The sequence below is a fragment of the Duffyella sp. Ts4 genome (genome assembly GCF_051851875.1).
In the GTDB taxonomy this organism is placed as follows: Bacteria; Pseudomonadota; Gammaproteobacteria; order Enterobacterales; family Enterobacteriaceae; genus Duffyella; species Duffyella gerundensis.
In genome coordinates this window covers 17,055-43,898 of the sequence record NZ_JBLYPN010000005.1, presented here as the reverse complement: position 1 = coordinate 43,898, position 26,844 = coordinate 17,055, and the positions used below count along the sequence as shown (strand labels likewise).

24 protein-coding genes are annotated in these 26,844 nt (G+C 53.8%); 18 read left to right on the top strand and 6 right to left on the bottom strand.

Annotated features, from left to right (window positions below):
- Positions 1-107: 107 nt before the first annotated feature.
- Positions 108-905, bottom strand: coding sequence for a vitamin B12 ABC transporter substrate-binding protein BtuF (gene btuF / locus ACJY2L_RS10060; RefSeq protein ID WP_439213556.1), 798 nt, complete (start codon positions 903-905; stop codon positions 108-110).
- Positions 898-1,596 (bottom strand): 5'-methylthioadenosine/S-adenosylhomocysteine nucleosidase, encoded by a 699-nt coding sequence (gene mtnN, locus ACJY2L_RS10055; protein ID WP_067428083.1) that lies wholly within the window; start codon positions 1,594-1,596, stop codon positions 898-900. The genes btuF and mtnN overlap by 8 nt, the downstream gene beginning before the upstream one ends.
- Positions 1,597-1,774: 178 nt before the next feature.
- On the opposite strand from mtnN, the gene dgt reads away from it, so the two are divergent.
- From dgt to ACJY2L_RS10040, 3 genes are all read left to right on the top strand, one after another.
- Entirely contained in the window at positions 1,775-3,265 is a 1,491-nt protein-coding gene (gene dgt / locus ACJY2L_RS10050) for a dGTPase (protein WP_439213554.1), read from the top strand.
- Between the two features lie 147 nt (positions 3,266-3,412).
- Complete coding sequence (degP, locus tag ACJY2L_RS10045) at positions 3,413-4,846, top strand: serine endoprotease DegP (protein WP_439213553.1); 1,434 nt, start codon at positions 3,413-3,415, stop codon at positions 4,844-4,846.
- A gap of 166 nt (positions 4,847-5,012) precedes the next feature.
- Positions 5,013-6,170, top strand: coding sequence for a CdaR family transcriptional regulator (locus tag ACJY2L_RS10040; RefSeq protein WP_067428088.1), 1,158 nt, complete (start codon positions 5,013-5,015; stop codon positions 6,168-6,170).
- Between the two features lie 59 nt (positions 6,171-6,229).
- Here ACJY2L_RS10040 and ACJY2L_RS10035 read toward each other — a convergent pair whose 3' ends face one another.
- From ACJY2L_RS10035 to map, 4 genes are all read right to left on the bottom strand, one after another.
- Entirely contained in the window at positions 6,230-6,622 is a 393-nt protein-coding gene (locus tag ACJY2L_RS10035; RefSeq protein WP_067428090.1) for a DUF3461 family protein, read from the bottom strand.
- Positions 6,623-6,892: 270 nt separating this feature from the next.
- A complete protein-coding gene (gene dapD, locus ACJY2L_RS10030) occupies positions 6,893-7,717 on the bottom strand; it encodes a 2,3,4,5-tetrahydropyridine-2,6-dicarboxylate N-succinyltransferase (protein ID WP_067428092.1) in 825 nt (274 codons plus the stop codon).
- Positions 7,718-7,802: 85 nt separating this feature from the next.
- Positions 7,803-10,457, bottom strand: a complete 2,655-nt coding sequence (gene glnD, locus ACJY2L_RS10025; protein ID WP_439213552.1) for a bifunctional uridylyltransferase/uridylyl-removing protein GlnD — start codon at positions 10,455-10,457, stop codon at positions 7,803-7,805.
- A 66-nt stretch (positions 10,458-10,523) separates the two neighbouring features.
- A complete protein-coding gene (map, locus tag ACJY2L_RS10020) occupies positions 10,524-11,318 on the bottom strand; it encodes a type I methionyl aminopeptidase (RefSeq protein ID WP_067428096.1) in 795 nt (264 codons plus the stop codon).
- A gap of 309 nt (positions 11,319-11,627) precedes the next feature.
- Here map and rpsB point away from each other — a divergent pair, with 309 nt between their 5' ends.
- The 15 genes from rpsB to rnhB all read left to right on the top strand — a co-directional run bounded on the left by rpsB (position 11,628) and on the right by rnhB (position 26,840).
- A complete protein-coding gene (gene rpsB / locus ACJY2L_RS10015; protein WP_067428100.1) occupies positions 11,628-12,353 on the top strand; it encodes a 30S ribosomal protein S2 in 726 nt (241 codons plus the stop codon).
- 192 nt (positions 12,354-12,545) lie between these two features.
- Positions 12,546-13,394, top strand: coding sequence for a translation elongation factor Ts (gene tsf, locus ACJY2L_RS10010; RefSeq protein WP_067428101.1), 849 nt, complete (start codon positions 12,546-12,548; stop codon positions 13,392-13,394).
- A gap of 153 nt (positions 13,395-13,547) precedes the next feature.
- A complete protein-coding gene (pyrH, locus tag ACJY2L_RS10005; protein ID WP_067428103.1) occupies positions 13,548-14,273 on the top strand; it encodes a UMP kinase in 726 nt (241 codons plus the stop codon).
- Between the two features lie 143 nt (positions 14,274-14,416).
- Positions 14,417-14,974, top strand: a complete 558-nt coding sequence (gene frr, locus ACJY2L_RS10000; protein WP_067435135.1) for a ribosome recycling factor — start codon at positions 14,417-14,419, stop codon at positions 14,972-14,974.
- 140 nt (positions 14,975-15,114) lie between these two features.
- Positions 15,115-16,311, top strand: a complete 1,197-nt coding sequence (gene ispC, locus ACJY2L_RS09995) for a 1-deoxy-D-xylulose-5-phosphate reductoisomerase (RefSeq protein WP_439213551.1) — start codon at positions 15,115-15,117, stop codon at positions 16,309-16,311.
- 178 nt (positions 16,312-16,489) lie between these two features.
- Entirely contained in the window at positions 16,490-17,242 is a 753-nt protein-coding gene (gene ispU, locus ACJY2L_RS09990; RefSeq protein ID WP_067428107.1) for a (2E,6E)-farnesyl-diphosphate-specific ditrans,polycis-undecaprenyl-diphosphate synthase, read from the top strand.
- Positions 17,243-17,260: 18 nt separating this feature from the next.
- Complete coding sequence (cdsA, locus tag ACJY2L_RS09985) at positions 17,261-18,118, top strand: phosphatidate cytidylyltransferase (RefSeq protein WP_067428109.1); 858 nt, start codon at positions 17,261-17,263, stop codon at positions 18,116-18,118.
- A gap of 13 nt (positions 18,119-18,131) precedes the next feature.
- Positions 18,132-19,481, top strand: a complete 1,350-nt coding sequence (gene rseP, locus ACJY2L_RS09980; RefSeq protein ID WP_439213549.1) for a sigma E protease regulator RseP — start codon at positions 18,132-18,134, stop codon at positions 19,479-19,481.
- Between the two features lie 51 nt (positions 19,482-19,532).
- Positions 19,533-21,938 (top strand): outer membrane protein assembly factor BamA, encoded by a 2,406-nt coding sequence (bamA, locus tag ACJY2L_RS09975; protein WP_187485898.1) that lies wholly within the window; start codon positions 19,533-19,535, stop codon positions 21,936-21,938.
- Positions 21,939-22,049: 111 nt separating this feature from the next.
- Entirely contained in the window at positions 22,050-22,547 is a 498-nt protein-coding gene (gene skp, locus ACJY2L_RS09970; protein ID WP_067428113.1) for a molecular chaperone Skp, read from the top strand.
- A 3-nt stretch (positions 22,548-22,550) separates the two neighbouring features.
- The gene (lpxD, locus tag ACJY2L_RS09965) at positions 22,551-23,573 is read left to right on the top strand and encodes a UDP-3-O-(3-hydroxymyristoyl)glucosamine N-acyltransferase (RefSeq protein WP_187487636.1); all 1,023 of its coding nucleotides are present in this window, start codon (positions 22,551-22,553) and stop codon (positions 23,571-23,573) included.
- A gap of 254 nt (positions 23,574-23,827) precedes the next feature.
- Positions 23,828-24,283: a 3-hydroxyacyl-ACP dehydratase FabZ gene (gene fabZ, locus ACJY2L_RS09960; RefSeq protein ID WP_067428115.1), complete on the top strand. Its 456-nt coding sequence runs from the start codon at positions 23,828-23,830 to the stop codon at positions 24,281-24,283.
- Positions 24,284-24,286: 3 nt separating this feature from the next.
- Complete coding sequence (lpxA, locus tag ACJY2L_RS09955) at positions 24,287-25,075, top strand: acyl-ACP--UDP-N-acetylglucosamine O-acyltransferase (RefSeq protein WP_067428118.1); 789 nt, start codon at positions 24,287-24,289, stop codon at positions 25,073-25,075.
- A gap of 3 nt (positions 25,076-25,078) precedes the next feature.
- A complete protein-coding gene (gene lpxB, locus ACJY2L_RS09950) occupies positions 25,079-26,227 on the top strand; it encodes a lipid-A-disaccharide synthase (RefSeq protein WP_439213546.1) in 1,149 nt (382 codons plus the stop codon).
- The gene (gene rnhB / locus ACJY2L_RS09945) at positions 26,220-26,840 is read left to right on the top strand and encodes a ribonuclease HII (RefSeq protein ID WP_439213544.1); all 621 of its coding nucleotides are present in this window, start codon (positions 26,220-26,222) and stop codon (positions 26,838-26,840) included. The genes lpxB and rnhB overlap by 8 nt, the downstream gene beginning before the upstream one ends.
- Positions 26,841-26,844 lie beyond the last annotated feature (4 nt).

The window sequence follows — 26,844 nt, the reverse complement described above, 5'->3', positions numbered from 1 at the left end:
AGCGCAGAATGCGCAAATAAGAAGCGTTAAACCTGGTCAGGCTTAACGTGCCTCCCTATCTATAACGGCATAATTTGCACAATCTTTAAGCGCGCGATGCGAATGACCTAACGCTGCGGCTGTAGCGCCGCACACAGCTGCTGCGCCGCCAGCAAAATACGTGGGCCCGGACGGCTGAGCCAGTCATCATTGATGGCGATAACCGGTACGGTTAACTGCGGATACCAGAATGCTTTAACCGTCGCAGCGCGGGCGTTATCACCGCCAACGACGATGGCCACAGGCTGGCGCAGTAAAACCTGCTCACGGCTGACCTGTGGCCAGGCGACCGGGCTATCAGCGAAAATATTATTGCCGCCGCATAACCGCAGTACGGCATTTTGTAGCGTATTCGCCGAGGCGGTAAACAGCGGTTGCTGCCCAAACTGCAGGAATACCGGTTTTGGCGTGCGGGTGGCGTAACGTTGTCGCAGCGCAGCAAAGCCCGCGGCCAGTTCACGCGCATGTTGCTGCGCCAGCGCAGGCTGCGGACTCCATGCCTGCAACGCGTCCAGCGACGAGACAATGTCCTCGATCGAGTCGGTATCCAGCCACTGCACTTTAATGCCAAAGCGCGTCAGCTGATCAACCTGGCGCTGCGGATTGCCATTGCGCCACGCCAGTACCACGTCCGGCTTGATGAGCAGGATGCGCTCAACGTTAATGCCTTGCCAGTTGGCGACCTGTTCAATGTCGCGGGCGGCAGGCGGGTAATCTGACCACGCGCTAACCGCTACCGGCGTAATGCCAGCGGCGAACGCGAGTTCAGTCAGATGGGGGGAAAGCGTGATTACACGCGGAGCGGCCAGCAGTGACGTGCTGGCCAGTAGCAGCGCCAGCCAGAGCCAGCGCAGGCGTTTAGCCATGGGCAAGGTTGCCGAGCAGCGTTTCCACCATCAACGATGATTGCTGTGCCGCGACCACAAGGAACTCATCAAAGCTGAGGTGTGATTCCCGATCCGCGACGTCAGAGATAGCACGCACCACCACGAACGGCACGCCAAACTGATGACAGACGTGCGCAATGGCGGTGGCTTCCATCTCGACGGCAATCGCCTGCGGAAAGGTGGTACGAATGCGTGCCAGCGGCTCAGCGCCGTTGATAAAAGCATCGCCGCTGACCACTAAACCGCGCACCGCATTCAGCTTGAGCTGGCCAATACAGGCTTCAGCGGCGGTCACCAGATCGGCATCGGCGACAAAGGCGGCCGGGCAACCGGCCATCTGGCCTGGCTGATAGCCGAATGCCGTCACATCGACATCGTGGTAGCGCACTTCTTCAGAGACCACGATATCGCCCACTTCCAGCGTTGGCGCCAGGCCGCCGGCAGAACCGGTGTTGATGATCACATCTGGCTTGCAGAGCTGCAGCAGCAACGTGGTGCCCAGCGCCGCGGCGGTTTTACCAATGCCCGATTTCAGCAGCGCCACTTCAACGCCGTTCAGCGTGCCGGTGTAAATTTCACAGCCGCCCAGCGACAGCGTTTCCCGATTTTCAATTTTATCGCGCAGCAGCGTTACTTCCTGCTCCATTGCCCCAATAATGCCTGCTTTCATAGTGATACCCGCTAATGTTATAGAGTCAGTGGCGTCATTGTACGCATCCGCAGTGGGCGATTGCCACCGCGACGGTTTTGCGCCAATCACGCGTTACGAGCTGGTGTAAGCCCTTAAAACCAGGGCATAGTTTATCATGGCCGATGGATGATTATTTCAGGAACAGCAAGGGGACGGTATGGCGCAGCTTGATTTCAGGACGAAAATTAGCCTCAAACGGCCTTATAACACGCGGGAAGAGCCGCAGGGCGAATATGCTATCAGCCGTCATTTCGAAAGCGATCGCGGACGCATCATCAATTCCGCTGCTATTCGACGCCTGCAACAAAAAACCCAGGTTTTTCCGCTGGAGCGCAATGCCGCCGTCCGTTCCCGACTGACCCACTCGCTTGAAGTCCAGCAAACCGGGCGCTATATCGCCAAAGAGATTTTGCAAACGTTGCGCCATCAGCGCGGCCTGGCGTGGTACGGCCTGGAAGAACTTTCCGGCGCCTTTGAAAGCCTGATTGAGATGGCGTGTCTGCTGCATGACGTGGGCAATCCGCCATTTGGGCATTTTGGCGAAGCCGCTATTGGCGACTGGTTTGAAGAGCATCTGCCGATGGAGCTGGTGGATCCGTTGGTGGCGGGCGTGTCAACTGACGCGCAACAGGCTGATTTTAGCCAGCTCAATGCAGAGATTCGTCAGGATCTTTGCCATTTTGAGGGCAATGCGCAGGCCATTCGTATCGTGCACACCTTGCTGCAGCTTAATCTCACCTATGCGCAGGTCGCCTGTATCCTGAAATATACGGCGCCCGCGTGGTGGCAGGGTGAAAAGCCTGCGGCCTTTACCACGCTGATGAAGAAGCCGGGGTTTTATCTTTCGGAGCGCGAATTCATTGCCGATTTGCGTGCTGCGACCGGACTGGAGGAGCATCATCGCTATCCGCTGACCTATATCATGGAAGCGGCAGACGATATCTCATACTGTATTGCCGATCTTGATGATGCGGTGGAAAAGGCGATATTCAATGTCGATCGACTCTATGAATATCTGGAACAGACCTGGGGTACGGTAAAACCCGGCGATGCTTTCAGCCGCACTGTGGGTTATGCGTGGAAAGACGCGGCAACGAAAAAAATGCGCAGCAAAAGCGATCAGTTCTTTATGTCGTTGCGCGTTAACGTGCAGAACGTGCTGGTGGCCTATGCGGTGAAACGCTTTATTGAAAATATCGAGGCGATTTACGCCGGTAATTTCAATCATGCGCTGCTGGAGGATGAAGGCGAAGAGGGCCGGTTACTGGCGATGTTTAAAACCGTGGCCCGCCGTCACGTATTTAACCATTCTGAAGTAGAACAGCTGGAATTGCAGGGATACCGGGTGATCAAAGGCCTGCTGGATATCTATCAACCGCTGATGGCGCTGAGTTATGAAGATTTCACTACACTAATGAAGGATGATTATCTGGCCAAACATCCAATTGAAACACGGCTGTTTCATAAACTGTCAGGCAAACAGCGGCGTGCTTATCAATATAAAATGCGCAGCTTGCAGATTGAGCACAAATACCAGCGGTTATTGTGGGAGCGCTATTATCGCTCGCGTTTATTACAGGATTACATCAGCGGCATGACCGATCTCTATGCCTGGGATGAATATCGTCGTTTAATGGCGGTAGAGTAAAGCGCGCCGATCCAGTCATTTGTAAAGACGGCGCATAAAATTTTACCTTTACTCAACACTTCCTCATGAACTTCGCGGTAAAAAATATATCTCATTTCGCGACCACAGCAATGGTCTGGGCTTAAGTTCAAATACGAGAAAAAACCAATGAAAAAACGCACCTTAACATTAAGCGCGCTGGCCCTCAGTATGGGGCTGGCACTGAGTCCGATCGGCGTGATGGCGGCTGAAACCGCATCCTCTTCCAGCCAGCAGCTGCCAAGTCTGGCACCGATGCTGGAGAAAGTGATGCCGTCGGTGGTCAGCATCAATGTGGAAGGCAGTACCACGGTAAAAACGCCGCGCTTGCCGCAGCAGTTCCAGCAGTTCTTTGGCGATAATTCTCCTTTCTGCCAGGATGGCTCGCCTTTCCAGCAGTCGCCGGTTTGTCAGGGTAACGGCGCGCCGGGCGGCGGTGGTGAAGCGCAGCAGGAGAAATTCCGTGCGCTGGGCTCGGGCGTGGTGATCAACGCCGAAAAAGGCTATGTGGTAACCAACAATCACGTGGTGGATAACGCGACCTCAATCAAAGTTCAGCTCAGCGATGGCCGGAAATATGATGCCAAGGTCATTGGCAAAGATCCGCGCTCCGATATCGCCCTGATTCAGCTAAAGGAGGCTAAAAACCTCACCGCGATCAAGCTGGCCGATTCCGACGCGCTGCGCGTGGGCGATTACACCGTTGCGATTGGTAACCCTTACGGCCTGGGTGAAACGGTGACTTCGGGCATCGTCTCTGCGTTGGGCCGCAGCGGCCTTAACGTCGAGAACTATGAAAACTTTATTCAGACCGATGCCGCCATTAACCGCGGTAACTCGGGCGGCGCGCTGGTCAATCTCAACGGCGAACTGATCGGCATTAATACCGCGATTCTGGCGCCAGACGGCGGCAATATCGGTATCGGCTTTGCTATTCCAGCCAATATGGTGAAAAACCTCACCGCGCAGATGGTGGAATTTGGTCAGGTGAAGCGTGGTGAACTGGGCATTCTGGGCACCGAACTCAATTCTGAGCTGGCGAAAGCGATGAAAGTGGATGCGCAGCGCGGCGCCTTTGTCAGCCAGGTGCTGCCGCAATCCTCCGCGGCGAAGGCGGGCGTAAAAGCGGGCGATGTGATCGTGTCACTGAACAAGAAGCCGATCTCCAGCTTCGCAGCGCTGCGGGCGGAAGTAGGTTCACTGCCGGTAGGGACCAAAATGGAGCTGGGCCTATTGCGCGATGGCAAACCGGTCACGGTTAACATTGAGCTGCAGCAAAGCACGCAGGACAAGGTGGCCTCAGCCACCATTTACACTGGCATCGAAGGCGCCGACCTGAGTAATATCGAGGCTAACGGCCAGAAAGGCGTGCGTGTCGATGCGGTGAAACCTGGCTCAGCGGCCGCGCGCATCGGCCTGAAAAAAGATGACGTCATTCTGGGCGTTAATCAGCAGCCGGTTACCAATCTTGGCGAGCTGCGCAAAATCCTCGACGGTAAACCGTCGGTGCTGGCACTGAACATTCAGCGCGGCAATACCCGACTCTATTTGCTGATGCAGTAATCGTTACATCCCGCAACCGGAGCGCAGGCTCCGGTTTTTTTTGCTCCGCAGAATGTGATAATCCCCGCAAATCTTTCAGCCCGCTTGTGGCTCTGTGCAAATGCACAATGTCGCCCGGACCTGGCACGCGTATGCTAACTAACCCCATGCGCTACAGGAGTAATTGATGGCCACTTACCATCTCGATGCCCGGCTTGCCCAGGAAATTGTCGCCCGCACCATGAAGATTATTGACAGCAATGTCAACGTCATGGACGCGCGTGGCCGGATTATCGGCAGCGGCGATCGGGAGCGCATTGGTGAATTGCACGAAGGTGCGCTGCTGGCGCTGTCGCAGGCGCGGGTCGTGGATATCGATGATGCCGTGGCTAAACACCTTCACGGCGTGCGGCCCGGCATCAACCTGCCGTTACGCATTGATGGCGATATCGTTGGCGTGATTGGATTAACTGGCGATCCGGCAACGCTGCGTCATTATGGTGAACTGGTCTGCATGACCGCCGAGATGATGCTGGAACAGGCGCGGCTGCTGCATATGCTGGCGCAGGACAGTCGGCTGCGCGAAGAGCTGGTGCTGAATCTAATCCGCAGCGATACGCTGTCGCCCGCGCTGATTGAATGGGCACAGCGCCTGGGTATCGATCTCAACCAGCCGCGCGTGGTGGCGGTGGTGGAAGTGGACAGCGGCCAGTTGGGCGTTGACAGCGCGATGTCCGAATTGCAGCAACTGCAAACGCTGCTGACCACGCCGGAGCGTGACAACCTGATCGCCATCGTTTCCCTGACTGAAATGGTGGTGCTGAAGCCTGCGTTGAATGCGCATGGCCGTTACGATCAGGATGAACATCGACGGCGGGTGGATCAGCTGCTGTTGCGTATGAAGGAGAGTGGGCATCTGCGCATGCGTATTGCGCTGGGGAACTATTTCACCGGACCGGGCAGCATTGCGCGTTCTTATCGCACCGCACGTACCACGCTAATGGTGGGTAAACAGCGTATGCCTGACAGCCGCAGCTATTTTTATCAGGATCTGGTGCTGCCAGTGTTGCTCGACAGCCTGCGCGGCGGCTGGCAGGCCAACGAGCTTTCACGGCCGCTGGCCAGGCTCAAAAGCATGGACAGCAATGGCTTATTGCGACGCACGCTGGTGGCCTGGTTTAGCCACAATGTGCAGCCGTCGCTGACCGCCAAGGCGCTGTTTATTCATCGCAATACGCTGGAATATCGGCTTAACCGTATTTCTGAACTGACCGGACTCGATCTGAGCAGCTTTGACGATCGTCTGCTGCTGTATGTAGCGCTGCAGCTGGATGAGCAGGCGTAAGGCCGCCTGAAAAAGAAAAGGCCAGCTTTCGCTGGCCCTGTGAAACGGTATAAAGCAAATTAACGGCCGTTGCGCGTTAACTTCTCCAGATCCGATTCGATTTCCGCAATTTTATGCGCTACGACGCTTTCCAGATGATGCAGGTCATCAAGGATTTTACGTTTCAGATCGACTTCAACCTGATCACGCTGGCAGATTTGATCAAGTTCATCAATCACGTAGCGAAGGTTAGGGCTGATTTCCTGCACTTCTTTGTAGCCCTGGCCGATGTTATCCGCGACCACGGTTTTACGCTGGCGTGGATATTTGAACTTCACGCTCTTGGCAAAAAATTCGCCTTTATCTTTGCGGAAGTAGATCTTCAGAATGTCGTTGTTCGCTTCCTGACGCAGGCTATAGCGATCAATATCATCAGGTTTGCTAATGCCAAGACCTTTCAAATTGTCGTACATAGTGGTTAATTCCTTCGAGGATGTCATATCAATGTCGGTTCGGCTACGCTGCGGGAATGGCAGGAGTGCTGCCATGCTGCATGCTCGTCCCGCTCTCAGGAGTATAAATAAAACAGTCGGAAAGGGCGGATGAGCATCTGGCGCGTTATCTGGCGCGGATTATGAACTGATTGAAAAGTAAACGCACCTGTTGATTCGTGAGGAGAATCAGGTTTTCATTCAGTAAGTGTAAAGAAAAGATTACGGGCCAGCGATGTGGCCCGCAGAAGATCAATCGATGGTACGTAATAATTCGTTGATGCCCACTTTGCCGCGGGTTTTTGCGTCAACTTTCTTCACGATGACCGCGCAGTAGAGGCTGTAGCTGCCATCTTTAGAAGGCAGGTTACCCGATACCACCACCGATCCTGCCGGTACGCGGCCGTAATGCACTTCACCGGTTTCGCGGTCATAGATTTTGGTGCTCTGGCCGATGTACACGCCCATGGAAATCACCGCACCTTCTTCAACGATCACCCCTTCAACAATCTCAGAGCGCGCGCCAATAAAGCAGTTATCTTCGATAATGGTCGGGTTTGCCTGCAACGGTTCCAGTACGCCGCCGATGCCTACGCCGCCGGAAAGGTGAACGTTCTTACCGATCTGTGCACAGGAGCCCACGGTTGCCCAGGTATCCACCATAGAGCCTTCATCAACGTAGGCACCGATGTTGACGTAAGAGGGCATCAGCACGGTGTTGCGCGCGATATAGGCGCCCTGGCGAACTGCTGCCGGTGGCACTACGCGGAAACCCTCTTTTTTGAAGCGCGCATCATCATAGTCAGCAAACTTCATCGGCACTTTGTCAAAATAACGGCTTTCTGCGCCATCAATGACCTGATTGTCGTTGATGCGAAAAGAGAGCAATACCGCTTTTTTCAGCCACTGATGAGTCACCCACTCACCCGCAATTTTTTCGGCTACGCGCAGGGCGCCGCTGTCGAGCAGGGCAATCACCTGGCTGACGGCGTCGCGCGTTGCGGCGTCGGCGTTAGCAGGGGTGATGTCGGCACGGCGCTCAAAGGCCGCTTCAATAACGCTTTTTAACTGTTCCATGATGCCTTTCCTGATTCTGTCTGTTCACCGCGTTAACCGGACAACGCGCCCGGGCGATGAGAATGAAAATAAAAACCGATAAAGGTCACACTTTATCGTTTGGATTAAGGGCGTCTGTCAACCGTTGTTGCAACAGTTCGCATAATTCAGCATCAAGGGCGCGCCTTTCGCTGTTGGCCAGAATAAACAGGTCTTCAACGCGTTCGCCAATGGTGCTGATGCGGGCGCCATGCAGTGAGACGTTGAGATCGGCAAACACTTCTCCCACCTGTGCCAGCAGGCCGGGCTGATCGAGCGCGATCAGTTCAAGGTAGGTGCGGCGATCGGTGTGCGTCGGTAGAAAATTGACTTCGGTATCCACGCTGAAGTGCTTTAACCGCGGCGACGGTCGTCGGGTGCGCGGCGTCACCCACTCTGTCTGCGTGATCGCCTGCTCAAGCGCGTGGCTGATCATGGCGTGGCGGTCGGGTGCCAATGGGCTGCCGTCTGGCTCAAGCACGATAAAGGTATCCATCGCCATGCCATCGCGGCTGGTAAAAATCTGCGCGTCATGGACGCTGAGATTGCGGCGATCGAGCTCGCCTGCCACCGTGGCGAAGAGATAAGGACGGTCCGGGCTCCAGATAAAGATTTCTGTGCCGCCGCGCGTCGCCTGTGGGCTAAGCAGCACCAGCGGCTTGCTAAGATCGTGCGGCATCAAATGACGCGCGTGCCAGGCGAGCTGATTAGGCGTATGCCGCAGGAAATAGTCTGCCCGGCAGCGATTCCAGATCTGGTGCAGACGCTGCTCGTCGATGTTATCCATACGCAACAGCGCCAGCGCTTGCAGCCGGTGATGGCGCACGCGCTCCCGCAAATCGGGGCTGTTTTCCATGCCGCGCCGCAGCTGTTTTTCCGTAGCAAAAAACAGTTCGCGCAACAGGCTTTGCTTCCAGCTGTTCCATAGCGTTTCGTTGGTGGCGCAAATATCGGCCACTGTCAGACAGACCAGGTAACGCAGTCGGTTTTCGTTCTGCATCACTTCAGCAAACTGCTGAATGACGGTGGGATCCTGGATATCACGCCGCTGGGCGGTGACCGACATCAGCAGGTGATGACGCACCAGCCAGGCAACCAGCTGAGTTTCTCGCGAGTTAAGGCCGTGCAGCTCGGCAAACTCCAGCGCATCCTGGGCGCCAAGAATCGAGTGATCGCCGCCGCGCCCTTTGGCGATGTCATGAAACAGCGCCGCCATCAGCATCAGTTCCAGCTGAGGTAGACGCGGCCATAGCTCGACGCAGAGCGGATGGCGCGAACGCGTGCTTTCATCGGCGAAGCTTTCCAGCTTTTGCAGCACGCGAATGGTGTGTTCATCAACGGTGTAAGCATGAAACAGGTCAAACTGCATCTGGCCAACAATGTTGCTCCACTGCGGCATATAGGCCCATAACACGCTGTGGCGATGCATCGGCACCAGCGCACGGCTTACCGCGCCGGGATGGCGAAGGATGGACATAAACAACTGGCGCGCCTGAGGAATATGACACAGCGGCTGCTTGAGATGGCGACGGGCATAGCGCAGATGGCGCAGCGTGGTGGAGTAAATTCCTTCTATTTGCGGATTGCGCACCATGACATAGAACATGCGCAGGATCGCGGCGGGCTCCTGTTCAAACAGCGTGGCGTCGCGCAGATCGATGAGGTTGCCGCGCAGCTGAAAATAGTCGTCGATATGGCGCGGCTTTTCAGTGGTATCGATAGCCAGAATCGCCTCATCAAACAGCTGCAGCAGCATCTGATTTAGCTCGCCGATTTTGCGCGTAACGCGGTAAAAATCCTTCATCATCCGTTCAACCGGCTCGTTGCCTTCGCCCTGATAATTCAGGCGCTGAGCAACGTTCAGCTGGCGATCAAACAGCAGGCGATTGTCATAACGCGTTAGCGTTAAATGCAACGCAAAGCGGATGCGCCATAAAAACGTCTGGCACTCGTTCAACTCGTTACGTTCGGCTTCGGTGAGAAAACCAAAGCCAACCATCTCACTGAGTGAGGTGGCGCCAAAATGCCGCCGTGCCACCCAAAGCAGCGTATGAATATCGCGTAATCCGCCGGGGCTGCTTTTGATGTCGGGTTCAAGGTTGTAGCTGGTACCGTGATAGCGTTTATGGCGCTCGACTTGCTCAGCGATTTTAGCGGCGAAAAAATGCGCCGATGGCCAGAAGCCATCGCTGAAAACGTTGCGCTGCAGCTCAAGAAACAGCGTGACGTCTCCGGCCAGCATGCGCGATTCGATCAGATTGGTGGCGACGGTGAGATCGGACAAACCCTCGAGCAGGCACTCTTCCAGCGTGCGTACGCTGTGGCCCACTTCCAGTTTAAGATCCCACAGCAGGGTGAGCAGCTCGCTGGTGCGCTGCGCCGCTGTTTCGGAGAGCGTTTGCCGGCTGAGAATCAGCACGTCGATATCGGACAGCGGATGCAGTTCAGCACGTCCGTAACCGCCTACCGCCACCAGCGCAACGTCGCTGAGCGCTTCAAAACCATAGAAACGCCACAGGCGGCGCAGTAGCCGATCGACGTAGAGCGTGCGCGCATCAATCAGTGAAGAGACAGGCACACCGCCATCGAAAGCGGTGGCCAGATGCTGCTGGAAAATGTCGAGCTGCTGCTTAATCTGCTCGCGCGTTAACGCCTCGTCCGGCCATTCTCCGGGCGACTGTTTCAGCCCGGCCTGCACGCTTTCATTTACGCTGTTACTCATCCGTCCCCCTTTTCAGCGGCCATAAAAAAGCCGGCATGCGCCGGCTTTGTCTTCTTGCTATGCGTTTTACTCTTCGTTAACCAGAACGGCAGGGAGAGTCTCATCTTTACGCAGCGTTAAAATTTCACAGCCGTTTTCTGTGACCACAATAGTATGCTCATATTGTGCCGACAAGCTGCGATCTTTGGTTTTTACCGTCCAACCATCTTTCATGGTGCGAATGCGATAATCACCGGCGTTGACCATCGGTTCAACGGTAAAGGTCATGCCCGGCTGCAGCACCACGCCGCCGTCATCGGCATCATAATGCAGGACCTGCGGCTCTTCGTGGAACCCTTTGCCGATGCCGTGCCCGCAATATTCACGTACCACGGAAAAATTTTGTGCTTCAACGAACTTCTGGATCTCACGGCCCAGCGTGCGCAGACGCACGCCTGGCTTAACCTGACGAAGCGCCAGATAAAGGCTCTCTTGTGTAATGCGACACAGGCGTTCACCCAGAATGGTCGGCTTGCCTGCGATAAACATCTTCGAGGTATCGCCGTGATACTCATCTTTGATCACAGTGACGTCGATGTTAACGATGTCGCCATCTTTCAACACGCGATCGTCGCTGGGAATGCCGTGGCAGACGACTTCATTAATGGAGATGCACACCGATTTAGGAAAACCATGATAGCCGAGGCTGGCTGATACGGCTTTCTGCTCGTTAACAATGTGGTCGTTACAGATGCGATCCAGTTCGGCGGTGGTGATGCCGGGCTTAACGTGGGGCTCAATCATTTCCAGCACTTCGGCGGCCAGGCGACCGGCAACGCGCATTTTTTCGATTTCGTCAGGGGTCTTAATTGAAATTGCCATTCATTTTGTCCGCTGCTGCCGAAAAAATCGGCGATAATAAGGTCAGTGGCGTCATGTTAGCAGCCCGTCCGGATGCTGCCAAATGCAGATTAAACCGGACGTCTCCGCGCAACATTTATTGGCGCCGCGATGCGCAATATGGTATAAAGCGCGCCGACGATTCTTTGTGCATCTTGCAGAGAAACGCATAACTCTCATTATGTGTAATAAAACACACATGTATCGACACATGTGCCGGGGTGCTTCGAAAGAGGTCGGTTGCATGGGATACATGGAGGCTCAACCCCAAACATTCATTCAGAGGTAATCATGGCAACTGTTTCCATGCGCGATATGCTTAAGGCCGGTGTTCACTTTGGTCACCAGACCCGTTACTGGAACCCGAAAATGAAGCCATTCATCTTCGGTGCGCGTAACAAAGTTCACATCATCAACCTTGAGCAGACTGTACCAATGTTCAACGACGCGTTGACTGAACTGCACAAAATCTCTGCCCGTAAAGGCAAGATTCTGTTCGTTGGTACCAAGCGCGCTGCAAGCGAAGCTATCAAAGAATCTGCACTGAGCTGCGACCAGTTCTTCGTAAACCACCGCTGGTTAGGTGGCATGCTGACTAACTGGAAAACCGTTCGCCAGTCAATCAAGCGTCTGAAAGATCTGGAAGGGCAATCTCAGGATGGCACTTTCGAGAAGCTGACCAAAAAAGAAGCACTGATGCGTACCCGTGAACTGGCCAAGCTGGAAAACAGCCTGGGCGGTATCAAAGACATGGGCGGCCTGCCAGATGCGCTGTTTGTGATCGATGCCGATCATGAACACATTGCTATCAAAGAAGCTAACAACCTGGGTATCCCGGTATTCGCTATCGTTGATACCAACTCTGATCCAGACGGTGTTGATTACGTTATCCCTGGTAACGACGATGCAATCCGTGCTGTAAGCCTGTACCTGACTGCTGTAGCGACTACCGTTCGCGAAGGCCGTTCACAGGATCTGGCTGAACAAGCTGAAGACGCGCCTGTAGAAAACGCGTAATAAGGTTTGCTCTGTAATAAGAGCCCTTAAAGATCAGATGTTTTTCTGTAAGGGGCCGAAGCTGGCCCCTTTATTTTTAAAGGCTGCTGCGCATGACATCACGTCAGGCGGGGCAGAAAACTCCTGCGAAGAATGCTGTTTACCCTGGCTTATGCCGGATTAAACACGCCACAGCTAACCGAGGAATAGAGAATGGCTGATATTACTGCTGCTCTGGTAAAAGAACTGCGCGAGCGTACTGGCGCTGGCATGATGGACTGCAAAAAAGCGCTGACTGAAGCAAACGGCGACATTGAGCTCGCTATCGAAAACATGCGTAAGTCTGGCGCAATCAAAGCGGCCAAAAAAGCTGGCAACGTTGCGGCTGACGGCGTGATCAAAACCAAAATCGCTGGCGATTACGCGGTGATTCTGGAAGTAAACTGCCAGACCGACTTCGTAGCAAAAGATGGTGGTTTCCAGGCGTTTGCTGACAAAGTTCTGGACGCTGCGGCGGCCGATCGCGTGAGCGATGTTGAAGTGCTGAAAGCGCAATTCGAAGAAGAGCGCGTGGCGCTGGTTGCTAAAATCGGTGAGAACATCAACATCCGTCGCGTGGCTATCCTGGAAGGTCAGGAACTGGGCAGCTACCTGCACGGCGCACGTATCGGTGTGCTGGTGTCGGCGAAAGGCGCTAACGAAGAGCTGATCAAGCAGATCGCTATGCACGTTGCCGCCAGCAAGCCTGAGTTTGTTAAGCCTGAAGATGTGTCTGCTGAAGTGGTTGATAAAGAATACCAGGTTCAGCTGGACATCGCGATGCAGTCTGGCAAGCCAAAAGAGATCGCTGAGAAGATGGTTGAAGGCCGCATGAAGAAATTCACCGGCGAAGTTTCTCTGACCGGTCAGGCATTCGTGATCGATCCGAGCAAAACCGTTGGCCAGGCGCTGAAAGAGCAGGGCGCTGACGTCATCAACTTCATCCGCTTTGAAGTGGGCGAAGGCATCGAGAAAGTCGAAACCGACTTCGCAGCAGAAGTTGCGGCGATGTCCAAGCAGTAATTGCACGACAAGAACCGCCTCCTGGCGGTTCTTTTTTATCTGCGTCAGGCAGACCTTTTTCAGTTTCATCCCAATAGTAATCCACGCCCACTAAGCGGATGATAGATCAGATTTAACTCTTCCAATCTCACGTTATCTTCCAGGAAAATGATCATGGCGACCAATGCAAAACCTGTTTATCAACGCATCCTGCTAAAATTGAGCGGCGAAGCTCTGCAAGGTGCCGAAGGCTTCGGTATCGATGCCAGCGTACTGGACCGTATGGCCCAGGAAATTAAAGAGCTGGTCGAGCTGGGCATTCAGGTGGGTGTAGTCATTGGTGGCGGAAACCTGTTCCGCGGCGCCGGCCTGGCAAAAGCGGGCATGAACCGTGTGGTCGGCGACCATATGGGCATGCTGGCAACGGTTATGAACGGCCTGGCTATGCGTGATGCGTTGCATCGTGCCTATGTGAATGCGCGTCTGATGTCAGCAATTCCACTGAATGGCGTATGCGACAACTACAGCTGGGCAGAGGCGATTAGCCTGCTGCGTAATGACCGTGTGGTGATTTTCTCCGCCGGTACCGGTAACCCATTCTTTACCACCGATTCTGCTGCCTGCCTGCGCGGTATCGAAATTGAAGCCGACGTGGTGCTGAAAGCGACTAAGGTTGATGGCGTTTATTCTGCCGATCCGGTTAGCGATCCGACCGCGACTTTGCATGATCAGTTGAGCTACCAGGATGTGCTGGAACGTGAATTAAAAGTGATGGATTTGGCCGCCTTTACCCTGGCGCGCGACCATTCTTTGCCGATTCGCGTCTTCAACATGAACAAACCTGGCGCACTGCGTCGTGTCGTTATGGGTGAAAAAGAGGGCACGCTGATTACGCATTAATACGCGTCAGCGCATAAAATAGAGTATATTCTGTCAGCGCGCCGCAAAACAGTGCGCGCAATATTCAGGATGCAGCACCGATTTTCGACCCAATCCTGCGTCAGGCAGGATTGGCTGGTCAAACAGAATCCAAAGGTTTTATCGTGATTAATGACATCAAAAAAGACGCTGAAACACGCATGGAAAAATGCGTTGATGCGTTCAAAAACAATATCAGCAAAGTGCGCACTGGCCGCGCTTCACCTGCCATTCTTGATGGTATTGTGGTGGAATACTATGGTACGCCAACCCCGCTGCGTCAGCTGGCTAACGTCACCGTAGAAGACTCCCGCACGCTGAAAATCAACGTATTCGATCGTTCACTCAGCCAGGCGGTTGAGAAGGCGATCATGACCTCCGATCTTGGCCTGAATCCAAGCTCAGCCGGTACCGATATTCGTGTGCCGCTGCCTGCGCTGACGGAAGAGCGCCGTAAAGATTTGATCAAAATTGTTCGTGGCGAAGCTGAGCAGGGTCGTGTATCCGTGCGCAACGTTCGTCGTGATGCCAATGAAAAACTCAAAGCTCTGCTGAAAGATAAAGAAGTCAGCGAAGACGAAGAGCGCCGCGCGCAGGAAGAGGTTCAGAAAATGACCGACGCCAGCATTAAAAAAGTCGACGCGGCTCTGGCTGATAAAGAAACGGAGCTGATGGAGTTCTGATTCCATCATTTCGCGATTAAAACGCCGTACAGAGAGGTTTCCTTCGGGAATGCGTTATCTGGCGGCGTTTTGCATTCTGCCTATTTTGCGCGGCCTTTCTCAGCGCCGCGCCTGACTTAACGACGCACACCGGGCACTCTATGAAGCATTTAACCATCCTTGGCTCCACTGGCTCAATTGGCACCAGTACGCTGGCGGTAGTCGCCGCTAATCCTGAACTTTATCAAGTGACCGCTTTAGTAGCGGGTAAAAACGTCGCTGTTATGACGGAACAATGTCAGCAGTTTCGCCCCCGGTACGTCGCGATGGCTGACGAAAGCGCGGCCACTGCGTTGCGTGAACGACTGAGAGCATTAAACTTGCAGGTCGAAGTGCTCTCCGGCGTTCAGGCTGCCTGCGAACTGGCGGCGCTGGATGAGGTCGATCAGGTGATGGCCGCTATCGTCGGCGCATCAGGTCTGATGCCGACGCTGGCTGCTATTCGCGCCGGTAAAACGGTGTTGCTGGCAAATAAAGAGTCGCTGGTGACCTGCGGCCGTTTATTTATGGAGTCTGTGAAGCAGCATGGTGCGCAGTTATTGCCGGTCGATAGCGAGCATAACGCCATTTTTCAGAGTTTGCCCGCTACCATCCAGCACCAGTTAGGTTACGCTGACCTGGAGAATAATGGCATTGATTCTATTATTCTGACTGGATCTGGTGGCCCATTCAGAAACACACCGCTAAACGATCTGCGTGACGTTACGCCCGATCAGGCTTGTGCTCATCCGAACTGGTCAATGGGGCGAAAAATCTCCGTTGATTCGGCCACCATGATGAATAAAGGTTTGGAATACATTGAAGCGCGATGGCTGTTCAACGCCACTGACGCGCAGATGGAAGTGATTTTGCACCCGCAATCAGTGATTCACTCCATGGTGCGCTACTGTGATGGCAGCGTGCTGGCGCAGCTGGGTTCGCCTGACATGCGCACGCCGATTGCGCATGTGATGGCTTGGCCGCAGCGTATCGCTTCGGGCGTGACGCCGCTGGATTTTACCCGCATGCGCGACTTGAGCTTTGCTGAGCCCGATTTTGCACGTTATCCCTGCCTGAAACTGGCAATCGATGCGTGTAAGCAAGGGCAGGCGGCCACCACGACGCTGAACGCAGCGAACGAAGTGGCCGTCGCGGCCTTCCTGGAGCAGCAGATTCGCTTTGTCGATATTGCTGCGCTAAACCAGTCAGTGCTTGCTTCGCTGGCGGTAAGTGAGCCAGACAGCATCGAGGCTGTGGTCGCTATCGATCATCAGGCTCGCCTGACCGCGCGCGAGTTACTGCCCCGTTTCGCCCGTTAGTCACAACGCGAGATTTGCGCTGGCGCCATTTGTTCGCCTGTAGCGAAAATGGTATAGTCGCCAGCTTGCGTTTGACGGCTTTGGGCGTCAGAACGGTTGCACAAATGCAACGCTGAAGCCGCTCGTACAATGTATTCAGAAACGGCACTCTTTCTGAACAAAGGAATTACTACGCGTTATGTCGTCCGAAAATCAAATAATAACTGATGACCTGCACGAGTCTGGCCCACGTCATGTGGCCATAATCATGGATGGCAACGGTCGTTGGGCTAAAAATCAGGGCAAGTTACGCATTTCTGGTCATAAAGCGGGAGTGAAATCGGTGCGTCGTGCCGTAAGCTTCGCGGTCAGTAACAAGCTGGAAGCGCTCACGCTTTATGCCTTCAGTAGTGAAAACTGGAACCGCCCAACGGCGGAAGTCACTGCGCTAATGGAACTGTTTGTCTGGGCACTGGATAGTGAAGTGAAAAGCCTGCACAAGCACAATGTTCGTCTGCGCGTGATTGGCGACACCAGCCGTTTTAATGCGCGTATTCAGGAGCGCATCCGTCGCTCTGAGGAACTTACTCAACAAAATAATGGACTCACGCTCAACATTGCCGCGAATTATGGCGGACGTTGGGATATTATCCATGGAGTGCAACAACTGGCAGCGCAGGTTCAGGAAGGACTACTTCGTCCCGATCAGATCACTGAGGAAAGTCTCAGTAGCCGCCTGGCGCTTCACGATTTGACACCCGTGGATTTGGTAATAAGGACCGGGGGAGAACATCGAATCAGTAACTTCCTGCTATGGCAGATTGCCTATGCAGAATTCTATTTTACTGATGTTCTTTGGCCTGATTTTGATGAACAAGTTTTTGAAGGTGCAATGAATGCTTTCTCTCTCCGGGAGCGCCGTTTTGGCGGCGCAGCACCTGGCGGCGCCTGAGCGCCCTGGGGGTAACTTTTGCTGAAGTCTCGTCTTCTCACTGCATTTATCCTGATTCCACTGGTGATCGCCGCGCTGTTTTGGCTACCACCGGTTGGCTTTGCGATGACGACGTTGGCAATTTGTATGTTGGCCGCCTGGGAATGGGGTCAGTTTGCAGGTTTCGCTTCTGCCTCGCAGCGCATCTGGATGGCGTTGCTTTGCGGTTTGCTGCTGGTGCTGATGATGTTCAGCCTGCCAGCCTACCAACATTCCGTTCATCTGCCACAAATTGCCGGTTCTCTGTGGGCTGCGCTCGCCTGGTGGTGTGGCGCACTGCTGTTGGTCCTCTCCTATCCTGTTTCTGCAAAATTCTGGCGCGATTCCCGGCCTGCGCGCGTGATTTTTGGCGTACTCACCATCGTACCTTTTTTCTGGGGTATGGTGGCGTTACGGCAATATCATTACGAAACCGATAGCTTTGCTGGCGCATGGTGGCTGCTCTACGTGCTGTTGCTGGTGTGGGGCGCTGATTCGGGGGCTTACATGTTTGGGCGCTTGTTCGGCAAGCACAAACTGGCACCTAAAGTTTCACCGGGCAAAACCTGGGAAGGCTTTTTTGGCGGCCTGCTGACATCGGCTATCATCGCTGGCCTGTTTGGCCTGCTGGCACCGTTGAACATTACCGTCAGCGCACTGTTGGCGTGCTCAATTGTTGCCGCGCTGGCCTCGGTGCTGGGCGATCTGACCGAAAGTATGTTCAAGCGTGAAGCAGGCATCAAGGATAGCGGTCACTGGATTCCGGGACACGGTGGAATTTTGGATCGAATTGACAGCCTGACTGCTGCCGTGCCGGTGTTTGCCTGCCTGCTGCTGTTGGTGTTTGGCACGCTGTGAGGATGTCTGAACTATGTTAAGCATTCTCTGGAGCCTGGCCGCATTTATCATCGCGCTGGGAATATTGATTACTGTGCACGAGTTTGGCCACTTTTGGGTGGCCAGACGTTGTGGCGTCAAGGTTGAACGCTTTTCCGTTGGTTTCGGCAAAGCGTTATGGCGACGCCGCGACAAGCAGGGCACAGAATACGTTGTCGCACTCATTCCACTCGGCGGCTACGTCAAAATGCTTGATGAACGCGTTGAGAGCGTGCCACCCGAGCTGCGTCATCAGGCCTTCAACAATAAAACGGTTGCTCAACGTGCAGCCATTATTGCCGCCGGTCCCATCGCTAACTTTATTTTTGCCGTCTTTGCTTACTGGCTGGTTTTCATGCACGGCGTGCCGGGCGTTAAGCCGGTCACCGGTGAAATTGTGCCGGACTCCGTCGCTGCAGCAGCGCAAATTTCGCCAGGAATGGAACTTAAGACGGTAGACGGTATCGAAACGCCTGATTGGGATGCAGTGCGCATGGCGCTGGTCGGTAAAATTGGCGACAGTGAAACCACCTTTGGCCTTGCGCCGTTTGGTTCCGATCGAGTGGTTGAGAAACGTCTTGACTTAAGCCACTGGCAGTTTGAGCCGGACAAGCAAGATCCCGTGGTGTCGTTGGGCATTTACCCGCACGGGCCGGAAATAAAGACAGTATTAGCGGAAGTGCAGGCGGGTTCACCCGCCAGCGATGCCGGTTTGCAAGCAGGCGACAGGATCGTTAAAGTCGATGGTCGGCAAATCGAGCGTTGGCAGAATTTTGCCGCAACCGTACGCGATAATCCCGGTAGAACGGTGGTAGTGGAAGTTGAGCGTCAGGGTGCAATCAAAACCGTTTCGCTGACTCCAGAGCCAAAAAAAGGTAATCAGGCGGAAGGCTACGTTGGGGTTATCCCACAGGTTCAGCCGCTGGCAGACGAATACAAAACGGTACGCCAGTATGGTCCGTTAACCGCTATCGGCGAGGCTGGAGTAAAAACCTGGCAGTTGATGAAGTTAACCGTGGGCATGCTGGGCAAACTGATAACCGGTGAGGTTAAGCTGAACAACCTGAGTGGGCCGATTTCTATTGCTCAGGGTGCAGGAATGTCAGCAGAATACGGGATTATTTATTATCTGATGTTCCTCGCGTTGATTAGCGTCAACCTTGGCATTATCAACCTTTTCCCGTTACCGGTATTAGATGGTGGGCATCTGCTTTTCCTGGCGATCGAAAAGATCAAAGGTGGACCGGTGTCTGAGCGAGTTCAGGACTTCAGTTATCGCATTGGCTCAGTTTTGCTGGTGATGTTAATGGGGCTTGCACTTTTCAATGATTTCTCTCGTCTGTGATGCCGGAATGCAATCAGGCTTGAGATAGGTTAGGAAGAACGCATAACAACGATGGCGATGAAAAAGTTGCTCATAGCGTCGCTGCTGTTTAGCAGCGCCACCGTATACGGTGCAGACGGGTTCGTAGTGAAGGACATTCATTTCGAAGGGCTGCAGCGGGTCGCCGTCGGGGCGGCTCTGCTGAGCATGCCGGTTCGTGTTGGAGATACGGTATCCGATGAGGATATCAGTAATACCATTCGTTCTCTGTTTGCCACTGGAAACTTCGAAAACGTTCAGGCTTTGCGCGATGGCAATACGCTTATCGTGCAGGTTAAGGAACGTCCAACCATTGCCAGCATCACTTTTTCCGGTAACAAAGCGGTTAAAGACGATCAGCTGAAGCAGAACCTTGAAGCCTCAGGCGTGCGCGTAGGCGAAGCGCTGGATCGCACCACGATCTCCTCAATTGAAAAAGGGCTCGAAGACTTCTACTACAGCGTAGGTAAATACACCGCCAGCGTGAAAGCCGTGGTAACACCACTGCCGCGTAACCGCGTGGATCTCAAGCTGGTCTTCACCGAAGGTGTCTCAGCTAAGATTCAGCAGATTAACGTGGTCGGTAATAAAGCTTTTAGCTCTGATGAGCTGATCTCCCGTTTCCAGCTGCGTGATGAAGTGCCGTGGTGGAACCTGGTCGGCGATCGCAAGTATCAGAAGCAAAAGCTGGCGGGAGACCTTGAAACCCTGCGCAGTTTCTATCTTGATCGCGGTTACGCCCGCTTTAACATCGATTCGACTCAGGTCAGCCTGACGCCGGATAAAAAAGGCATATATGTCACCATCAACATTCACGAAGGCGATCAGTACAAGCTTTCTGGTGTAGTGGTTAACGGCAGCATGGCCGGTCACTCAGCTGAGATCGAGCAGTTGACCAAGGTCGAGCCAGGTGAACTCTATAACGGTGCGAAAGTTACCCGCATGGAAGACGACATCAAGAAACTGTTGGGTCGTTACGGTTACGCCTATCCGCGTGTGGTTACCCAGCCTGATATTGATGACGCTGGCAAAACGGTTAAATTGCGTATCAGCGTAGATGCGGGCAACCGTTATTACGTGCGTAAGGTGCGTTTTGAGGGCAATGACACCTCGAAAGATTCCGTGCTGCGCCGCGAAATGCGTCAGATGGAAGGTGCCTGGTTAGGCAGCGACCTGGTTGAGCAGGGCAAAGAGCGTTTGAACCGTACCGGCTATTTTGAAACGGTAGATACCGATACGCAGCGCGTACCGGGTTCGCCGGATCAGGTTGATGTGGTCTACAAAGTGAAGGAGCGTAACACGGGCACCTTTAACTTTGGCGTAGGCTACGGCACCGAAAGCGGCGTCAGCTTCCAGGTTGGCGTAACCCAGGATAACTGGCTGGGCACCGGTAACACGGTGGGTATCAGCGGTACCAAAAACGACTACCAAACCTACGCTGAATTCTCATTAACCGATCCTTACTTTACGGTTGATGGCGTTAGCCTCGGCGGTCGTGTGTTCTATAACGACTTTAAAGCAGACGATGCAGATCTTTCTGACTACACCAATAAAAGTTACGGTGTGGACGGCACGTTAGGCTTCCCGGTTAACGAAAATAATACCCTGCGCGTCGGCCTCGGCTATGTGCATAACGACCTTTCCAACATGCAGCCGCAGGTTGCGATGTGGCGTTATCTGGACTCGGTTGGCGAGCATCAGGCAGAAACCAAAGATGGCGATTATGCGGCTGATGATTTCACCTTCAACTACGGTTGGACGTACAACAACCTGGACCGCGGATTCTTCCCAACGCAGGGCAACCGTACCAACCTAAACGGTAAAGTCACCATTCCGGGCTCGGATAACAGCTTCTATAAAGTGACGCTGGATACGCAACAGTACGTACCGCTTAATCAGGATAAAACCTGGGTAATGCTGGGACGCGGACGTGTGGGTTACGGCGATGGACTGAGCGGCAAAGAGATGCCGTTCTATGAGAACTTCTATGCTGGTGGTTCAAGCACCGTGCGTGGCTTCCGGTCCAACAACATTGGTCCGAAAGCGGCTTATTTCAACGATGGTTCATCAACCTGTTCAGGCAGTAACCGACTGTGTGACTCAAATGATGCGGTGGGCGGTAACGCCATGGCAGTTGCCAGCCTTGAGCTGATCACGCCGACACCTTTCCTGAGTGAGAAATACGCTAACTCAGTGCGCACGTCGGTGTTTATCGACAGCGGCACCGTGTGGGATACCAACTGGGAAAACACCACGGATACGCGTACAGCCGGGATTCCTGACTACAGCGATCCCGCCAATATCCGTGTTTCCAGCGGTATCGCACTGCAGTGGATGTCGCCGCTTGGTCCGCTGGTGTTCTCGTATGCCCAGCCGTTGAAAAAGTATGATGGAGATAAAGCAGAGCAGTTCCAGTTTAACATTGGTAAAACCTGGTAATGCGCTGCGCACGGATGCGCTGATAACGAGTACTGCACTGATGTCCGGCAACTCGCCGGCTTCAGGCAAATCTGTGTCAAAGACACAAACGTTGATGGTAAGGAGTTTATAGTGAAAAAGTTGTTGTGTGCCGCAGGTCTGAGTGTTGCATTAGCGGTTTCCGCCGGTGCTCAGGCTGCTGATAAAATTGCAGTGGTAAACGTGTCCAGCATTTTCCAACAGTTACCGCAACGTGCCACTGTTGCCAAGCAGCTGGAGAATGAATTCAAAGGTCGTGCAACTGAGCTGCAGACCCAGGAGCGCGATCTGCAAACCAAAATGCAGCGTCTGCAGCGCGACGGTTCAACCATGAAGGCCAGCGAACGTAGCCGCATGGAAAAGGACATCATGACTCAGCGTGAAGCATTCTCTTCAAAAGCACAGGCTTTTGAGCAGGACAATCGCCGTCGTCAGATGGAAGAGCGTAATAAAATCCTGAGCCGTATTCAGGATGCTGTGAAGAAAGTTGCCAGCGATGAAGGCTATGACGTTGTCGTCGATGCCAACGCTGTGGCTTACGCAAGCAGCTCAAAAGATATTACCGCTGATGTTCTGAAGCAGGTTAAATAACAGATGCCTTCAATTCGACTGGCTGATTTAGCCCAGCAGTTGGATGCAGAATTGCATGGAGATGGCGATATCGTCATCTCCGGCATTGCTTCTATGCAATCCGCAAAAACTGACCACATTACTTTCCTCGCTAACAGCCGCTACCGTGAGCAGCTCGCCAGCTGTCAGGCCTCCGCTGTGGTGCTGACGGAAGCGGATCTGGAATGGTGCAAGAGTGCCGCTCTGATCGTCAAAGATCCCTATCTGACCTATGCGCGTATGGCGCAACTGCTGGATACTACGCCGCAACCCGCCAGCAATATTGCCCCAAGTGCTGTTATCGATCCCACTGCAACCTTGGGTGAAAATGTAGCGATTGGTGCCAACGCGGTTATCGAATCTGATGTTGTACTCGGTGATAACGTAGTCATTGGTGCTGGCTGCTTTGTGGGTAAGAAAACCCGCATTGGCGCGCATTCCCGCTTGTGGGCCAACGTGACGGTATACCATGAGATTGAAATCGGTGAGCGCTGCTTGATTCAGTCCGGCACGGTGATCGGTGCTGATGGCTTCGGTTATGCCAACGATCGTGGCAACTGGGTGAAGATTCCTCAGCTTGGCGCGGTGATCATCGGCGATCGTGTTGAAATTGGCGCCTGTACCACAATTGACCGTGGCGCGCTGGATGACACCCGCATTGGCAACGGTGTGATTATTGATAATCAGTGTCAGATTGCACATAACGTCGTGATTGGCGACAATACGGCAGTTGCAGGTGGTGTGATCATGGCCGGTAGTCTGAAGATTGGCCGTTATTGTATGATTGGTGGCGCAAGTGTGATCAACGGTCACATGGAAATTTGCGACAAGGTCACCGTTACCGGTATGGGAATGGTGATGAGACCAATCACGGAACCTGGGGTATACTCTTCGGGCATTCCGCTACAACCGAATAAAACCTGGCGTAAAACTGCAGCGCTGGTGATGAACATCGATGAAATAAGCAAACGCCTGAAAACCATCGAACGTAAGGTCAACAAAGACTAACCGGTACGCTCCGGAACAGGCGCACAGATGCACGGAATGCCTTGAGGCGGTGAACGCTTACAGGCAACACCGTGCTTTTTGCATCGTTCAGATTGCACCGGATACGACAATCATCATCAACTGCCCGGCTTTCATAATTAAAACATGCTAAGCAGGGAAGCCAGACACACTGATTTGCGGCCTGCTAAGGATCATTTGGTCTGTGCAGGCCGTGTTATTAATGCCATCAGAATTTTTAGGACAGGAAGAGTATTTTGACTACTGAAACTCATACTCTGAAAATTGAAGAGATTTTAGAACTGCTGCCGCACCGTTACCCGTTTCTGCTGGTCGACCGCGTTCTTGAGTTTGAAGAGCATAAATTTTTACGCGCTGTAAAAAACGTATCTGTAAATGAACCGTTTTTCCAGGGGCATTTCCCTGGTAAACCGATTTTTCCGGGCGTCCTGATTCTGGAAGCAATGGCACAGGCCACCGGCATTCTGGCGTTTAAAAGCGTGGGCAAACTGGAACCAGGCGAACTTTACTATTTCGCCGGTATCGATGAAGCACGCTTTAAACGTCCGGTTGTGCCTGGCGACCAGATGATCATGGAAGTCACTTTCGAAAAAACCCGTCGTGGGCTGACGCGCTTTAAAGGCGTGGCAACCGTTGATGGCAAAATTGTCTGTGAAGCTACCATGATGTGCGCCCGCAGCCGGGAGTCTTAATCAGTGATTGATCAAACCGCCGTAATCCACCCAAGTTCTGTCATCGAAGAGGGCGCTGTTATTGGCCCTCGCGTTCGCATTGGTCCTTTCTGCTATATCGGGGCGCATGTCGAAATCGGTGAAGGAACCGTGCTCAATTCTCATGTCGTGGTCAATGGCCACACACGTATCGGCAAAGAAAACCAGATTTACCAGTTTGTCTCCATCGGTGAGGTAAACCAGGATCTGAAATATGCCGGAGAACCCACGCGCGTTGAAATTGGCGATCGTAACCGCATTCGTGAAAGCGTAACGATTCACCGTGGCACCGTGCAGGGCACCGAAGTCACCGTTATTGGCAACGATAATCTGCTGATGGTCAATACGCACATTGCGCATGACTGTACCATTGGCAATCGTTGCATCTTTGCGAATAACGCGACCCTGGGTGGCCATGTCACCGTTGATGATTTTGCTATCATCGGCGGCATGACGGCGGTTCATCAGTGGTGCACCATTGGCGCACACGTGATGGTTGGCGGCTGTTCTGGCGTTGCCCAGGATGTGCCGCCTTACGTGATTGCTCAAGGGAATCACGCAACGCCGTTTGGTATCAACATTGAAGGCCTGAAACGTCGTGGCTTCAGCAAAGAATCTCTTCACGCGATTCGCAATGCCTATAAGCTGCTTTATCGCAGTGGCAGAACGCTGGATGAAGTGAAACCGGAAATCGAAGCGATTGCGCAGCAGCATCCTGAAGTGCAGCCGTTCTACGATTTCTTTGCCCGATCGACCCGAGGCCTAATTCGCTAACTCATGTCTGAGCGTCCACTCGTTATTGCCCTTGTCGCCGGAGAAACCTCCGGCGATATTCTTGGCGCCGGCCTTATCCGCGCGCTGAAAGCTAAGCATCCTGATACCCGCTTTGTTGGCGTTGCCGGCCCGCGTATGCAGGCTGAAGGCTGCGAAGCCTGGTATGAAATGGAAGAGCTGGCGGTGATGGGCATTGTTGAAGTGCTTGGTCGCCTGCCGCGTCTGATCAAAATAGGCGGCGATTTAACGCGTCGCTTTACCGCATTAAAACCTGATGTTTTTGTTGGCATCGACGCGCCTGATTTTAATATCACGCTGGAAGGCCGCCTGAAACGGCAGGGTATTCGCACCATCCACTATGTCAGCCCGTCAGTATGGGCATGGCGACAGAAGCGTGTGTTCAAAATTGGTCGCAACACCAATATGGTGTTGGCATTTTTGCCGTTTGAAAAAGCGTTCTACGATCGCTTTAACGTGCCTTGCCGCTTTATCGGCCACACTATGGCCGATGCAATGCCGCTGCAGCCGGACAAACAGGCTGCTCGCCGCACGTTAGGCATTGCTGAAGATGCGCATTGCCTGGCGCTGCTACCGGGCAGTCGCGGTGCTGAAGTGGAAATGTTGAGCGCCGATTTCTTACGCACAGCGCAGCTTTTGCGGCACACCTGGCCCGACCTGGAAATTGTCGTGCCGCTGGTAAATGCCAAACGGCGTGAACAGTTTGAGCAGATCAAAGCGCAGGTGGCGCCAGAATTAACCATGCATCTGCTGGACGGCCATGGGCGTGAAGCGATGGTCGCCAGCGATGCGGCTCTGCTCGCCTCCGGTACCGCCGCGCTGGAATGCATGCTGGCGAAATGCCCCATGGTTGTGGGATACCGCATGAAGCCGGTGACCTTCTGGCTGGCTGAGCGGCTGGTTAAAACTGACTACGTTTCCCTGCCAAACTTGCTGGCTGGCCGTGAACTGGTCAAAGAGTTGCTGCAGGATGAATGTCAGCCGGAAAAATTAGCCGCGGCGTTAAAACCGCTGTTGATGCCAGGCGAAACGCGTAAAGCGTTGCTGGACACATTTACTGAACTGCACCAGCAAATTCGCTGGAACGCAGATGAGCAAGCGGCGCAGGCCGTCCTGGAGTTGGCGTTTGACTAATTTTATCTATCCGCTGGCCACTACGATAGCGGGCGTTGATGAAGTCGGTCGGGGACCGCTGGTCGGCGCGGTGGTTACTGCTGCGGTGATCCTTGATCCGGCAAACCCGATCCCTGGCCTTGCCGATTCGAAAAAATTATCTGAGAAGCGACGCAATGCGCTCTATGATCTGATTATTGAGCGATCGCTTGCCTGGAGCCTCGGTCGCGCTGAGCCGGAAGAGATCGATCGGCTGAATATTCTGCATGCGACTATGTTAGCGATGCAGCGTGCCGTGGCTGGATTATCGCTGACGCCAGATTATGTATTGATCGATGGCAACCGCTGTCCAGCATTGCCGATGCCGTCGCAGGCGGTGGTAAAAGGCGATAGTCTGGTGGCTGAAATCAGCGCCGCGTCGATACTTGCCAAGGTCACTCGCGATCGTGAAATGGCCGAACTGGACCTGCAGTTTCCTGATTACGGCTTTGCCCAGCATAAAGGTTATCCCACCGCTTTCCATCTGGAAAAGCTGGCGAAACATGGCGCAACGCCGCATCACCGACGCAGTTTTGCTCCGGTGCGTAACGCCCTGCTGGATGCAGAAGTGCTGGCCTCGTCCCGCACGCTGTAATGGC

Coding starts and splice junctions, on each gene's coding strand:
- btuF (WP_439213556.1), bottom strand. CDS start 905: ATGGCTAAACGCCTGCGCTGGCTCTGGCTGGCGCTGCTACTGGCCAGC.
- mtnN (WP_067428083.1), bottom strand. CDS start 1,596: ATGAAAGCAGGCATTATTGGGGCAATGGAGCAGGAAGTAACGCTGCTG.
- dgt (WP_439213554.1), top strand. CDS start 1,775: ATGGCGCAGCTTGATTTCAGGACGAAAATTAGCCTCAAACGGCCTTAT.
- degP (WP_439213553.1), top strand. CDS start 3,413: ATGAAAAAACGCACCTTAACATTAAGCGCGCTGGCCCTCAGTATGGGG.
- ACJY2L_RS10040 (WP_067428088.1), top strand. CDS start 5,013: ATGGCCACTTACCATCTCGATGCCCGGCTTGCCCAGGAAATTGTCGCC.
- ACJY2L_RS10035 (WP_067428090.1), bottom strand. CDS start 6,622: ATGTACGACAATTTGAAAGGTCTTGGCATTAGCAAACCTGATGATATT.
- dapD (WP_067428092.1), bottom strand. CDS start 7,717: ATGGAACAGTTAAAAAGCGTTATTGAAGCGGCCTTTGAGCGCCGTGCC.
- glnD (WP_439213552.1), bottom strand. CDS start 10,457: ATGAGTAACAGCGTAAATGAAAGCGTGCAGGCCGGGCTGAAACAGTCG.
- map (WP_067428096.1), bottom strand. CDS start 11,318: ATGGCAATTTCAATTAAGACCCCTGACGAAATCGAAAAAATGCGCGTT.
- rpsB (WP_067428100.1), top strand. CDS start 11,628: ATGGCAACTGTTTCCATGCGCGATATGCTTAAGGCCGGTGTTCACTTT.
- tsf (WP_067428101.1), top strand. CDS start 12,546: ATGGCTGATATTACTGCTGCTCTGGTAAAAGAACTGCGCGAGCGTACT.
- pyrH (WP_067428103.1), top strand. CDS start 13,548: ATGGCGACCAATGCAAAACCTGTTTATCAACGCATCCTGCTAAAATTG.
- ispC (WP_439213551.1), top strand. CDS start 15,115: ATGAAGCATTTAACCATCCTTGGCTCCACTGGCTCAATTGGCACCAGT.
- ispU (WP_067428107.1), top strand. CDS start 16,490: ATGTCGTCCGAAAATCAAATAATAACTGATGACCTGCACGAGTCTGGC.
- rseP (WP_439213549.1), top strand. CDS start 18,132: ATGTTAAGCATTCTCTGGAGCCTGGCCGCATTTATCATCGCGCTGGGA.
- bamA (WP_187485898.1), top strand. CDS start 19,533: ATGGCGATGAAAAAGTTGCTCATAGCGTCGCTGCTGTTTAGCAGCGCC.
- lpxD (WP_187487636.1), top strand. CDS start 22,551: ATGCCTTCAATTCGACTGGCTGATTTAGCCCAGCAGTTGGATGCAGAA.
- lpxB (WP_439213546.1), top strand. CDS start 25,079: ATGTCTGAGCGTCCACTCGTTATTGCCCTTGTCGCCGGAGAAACCTCC.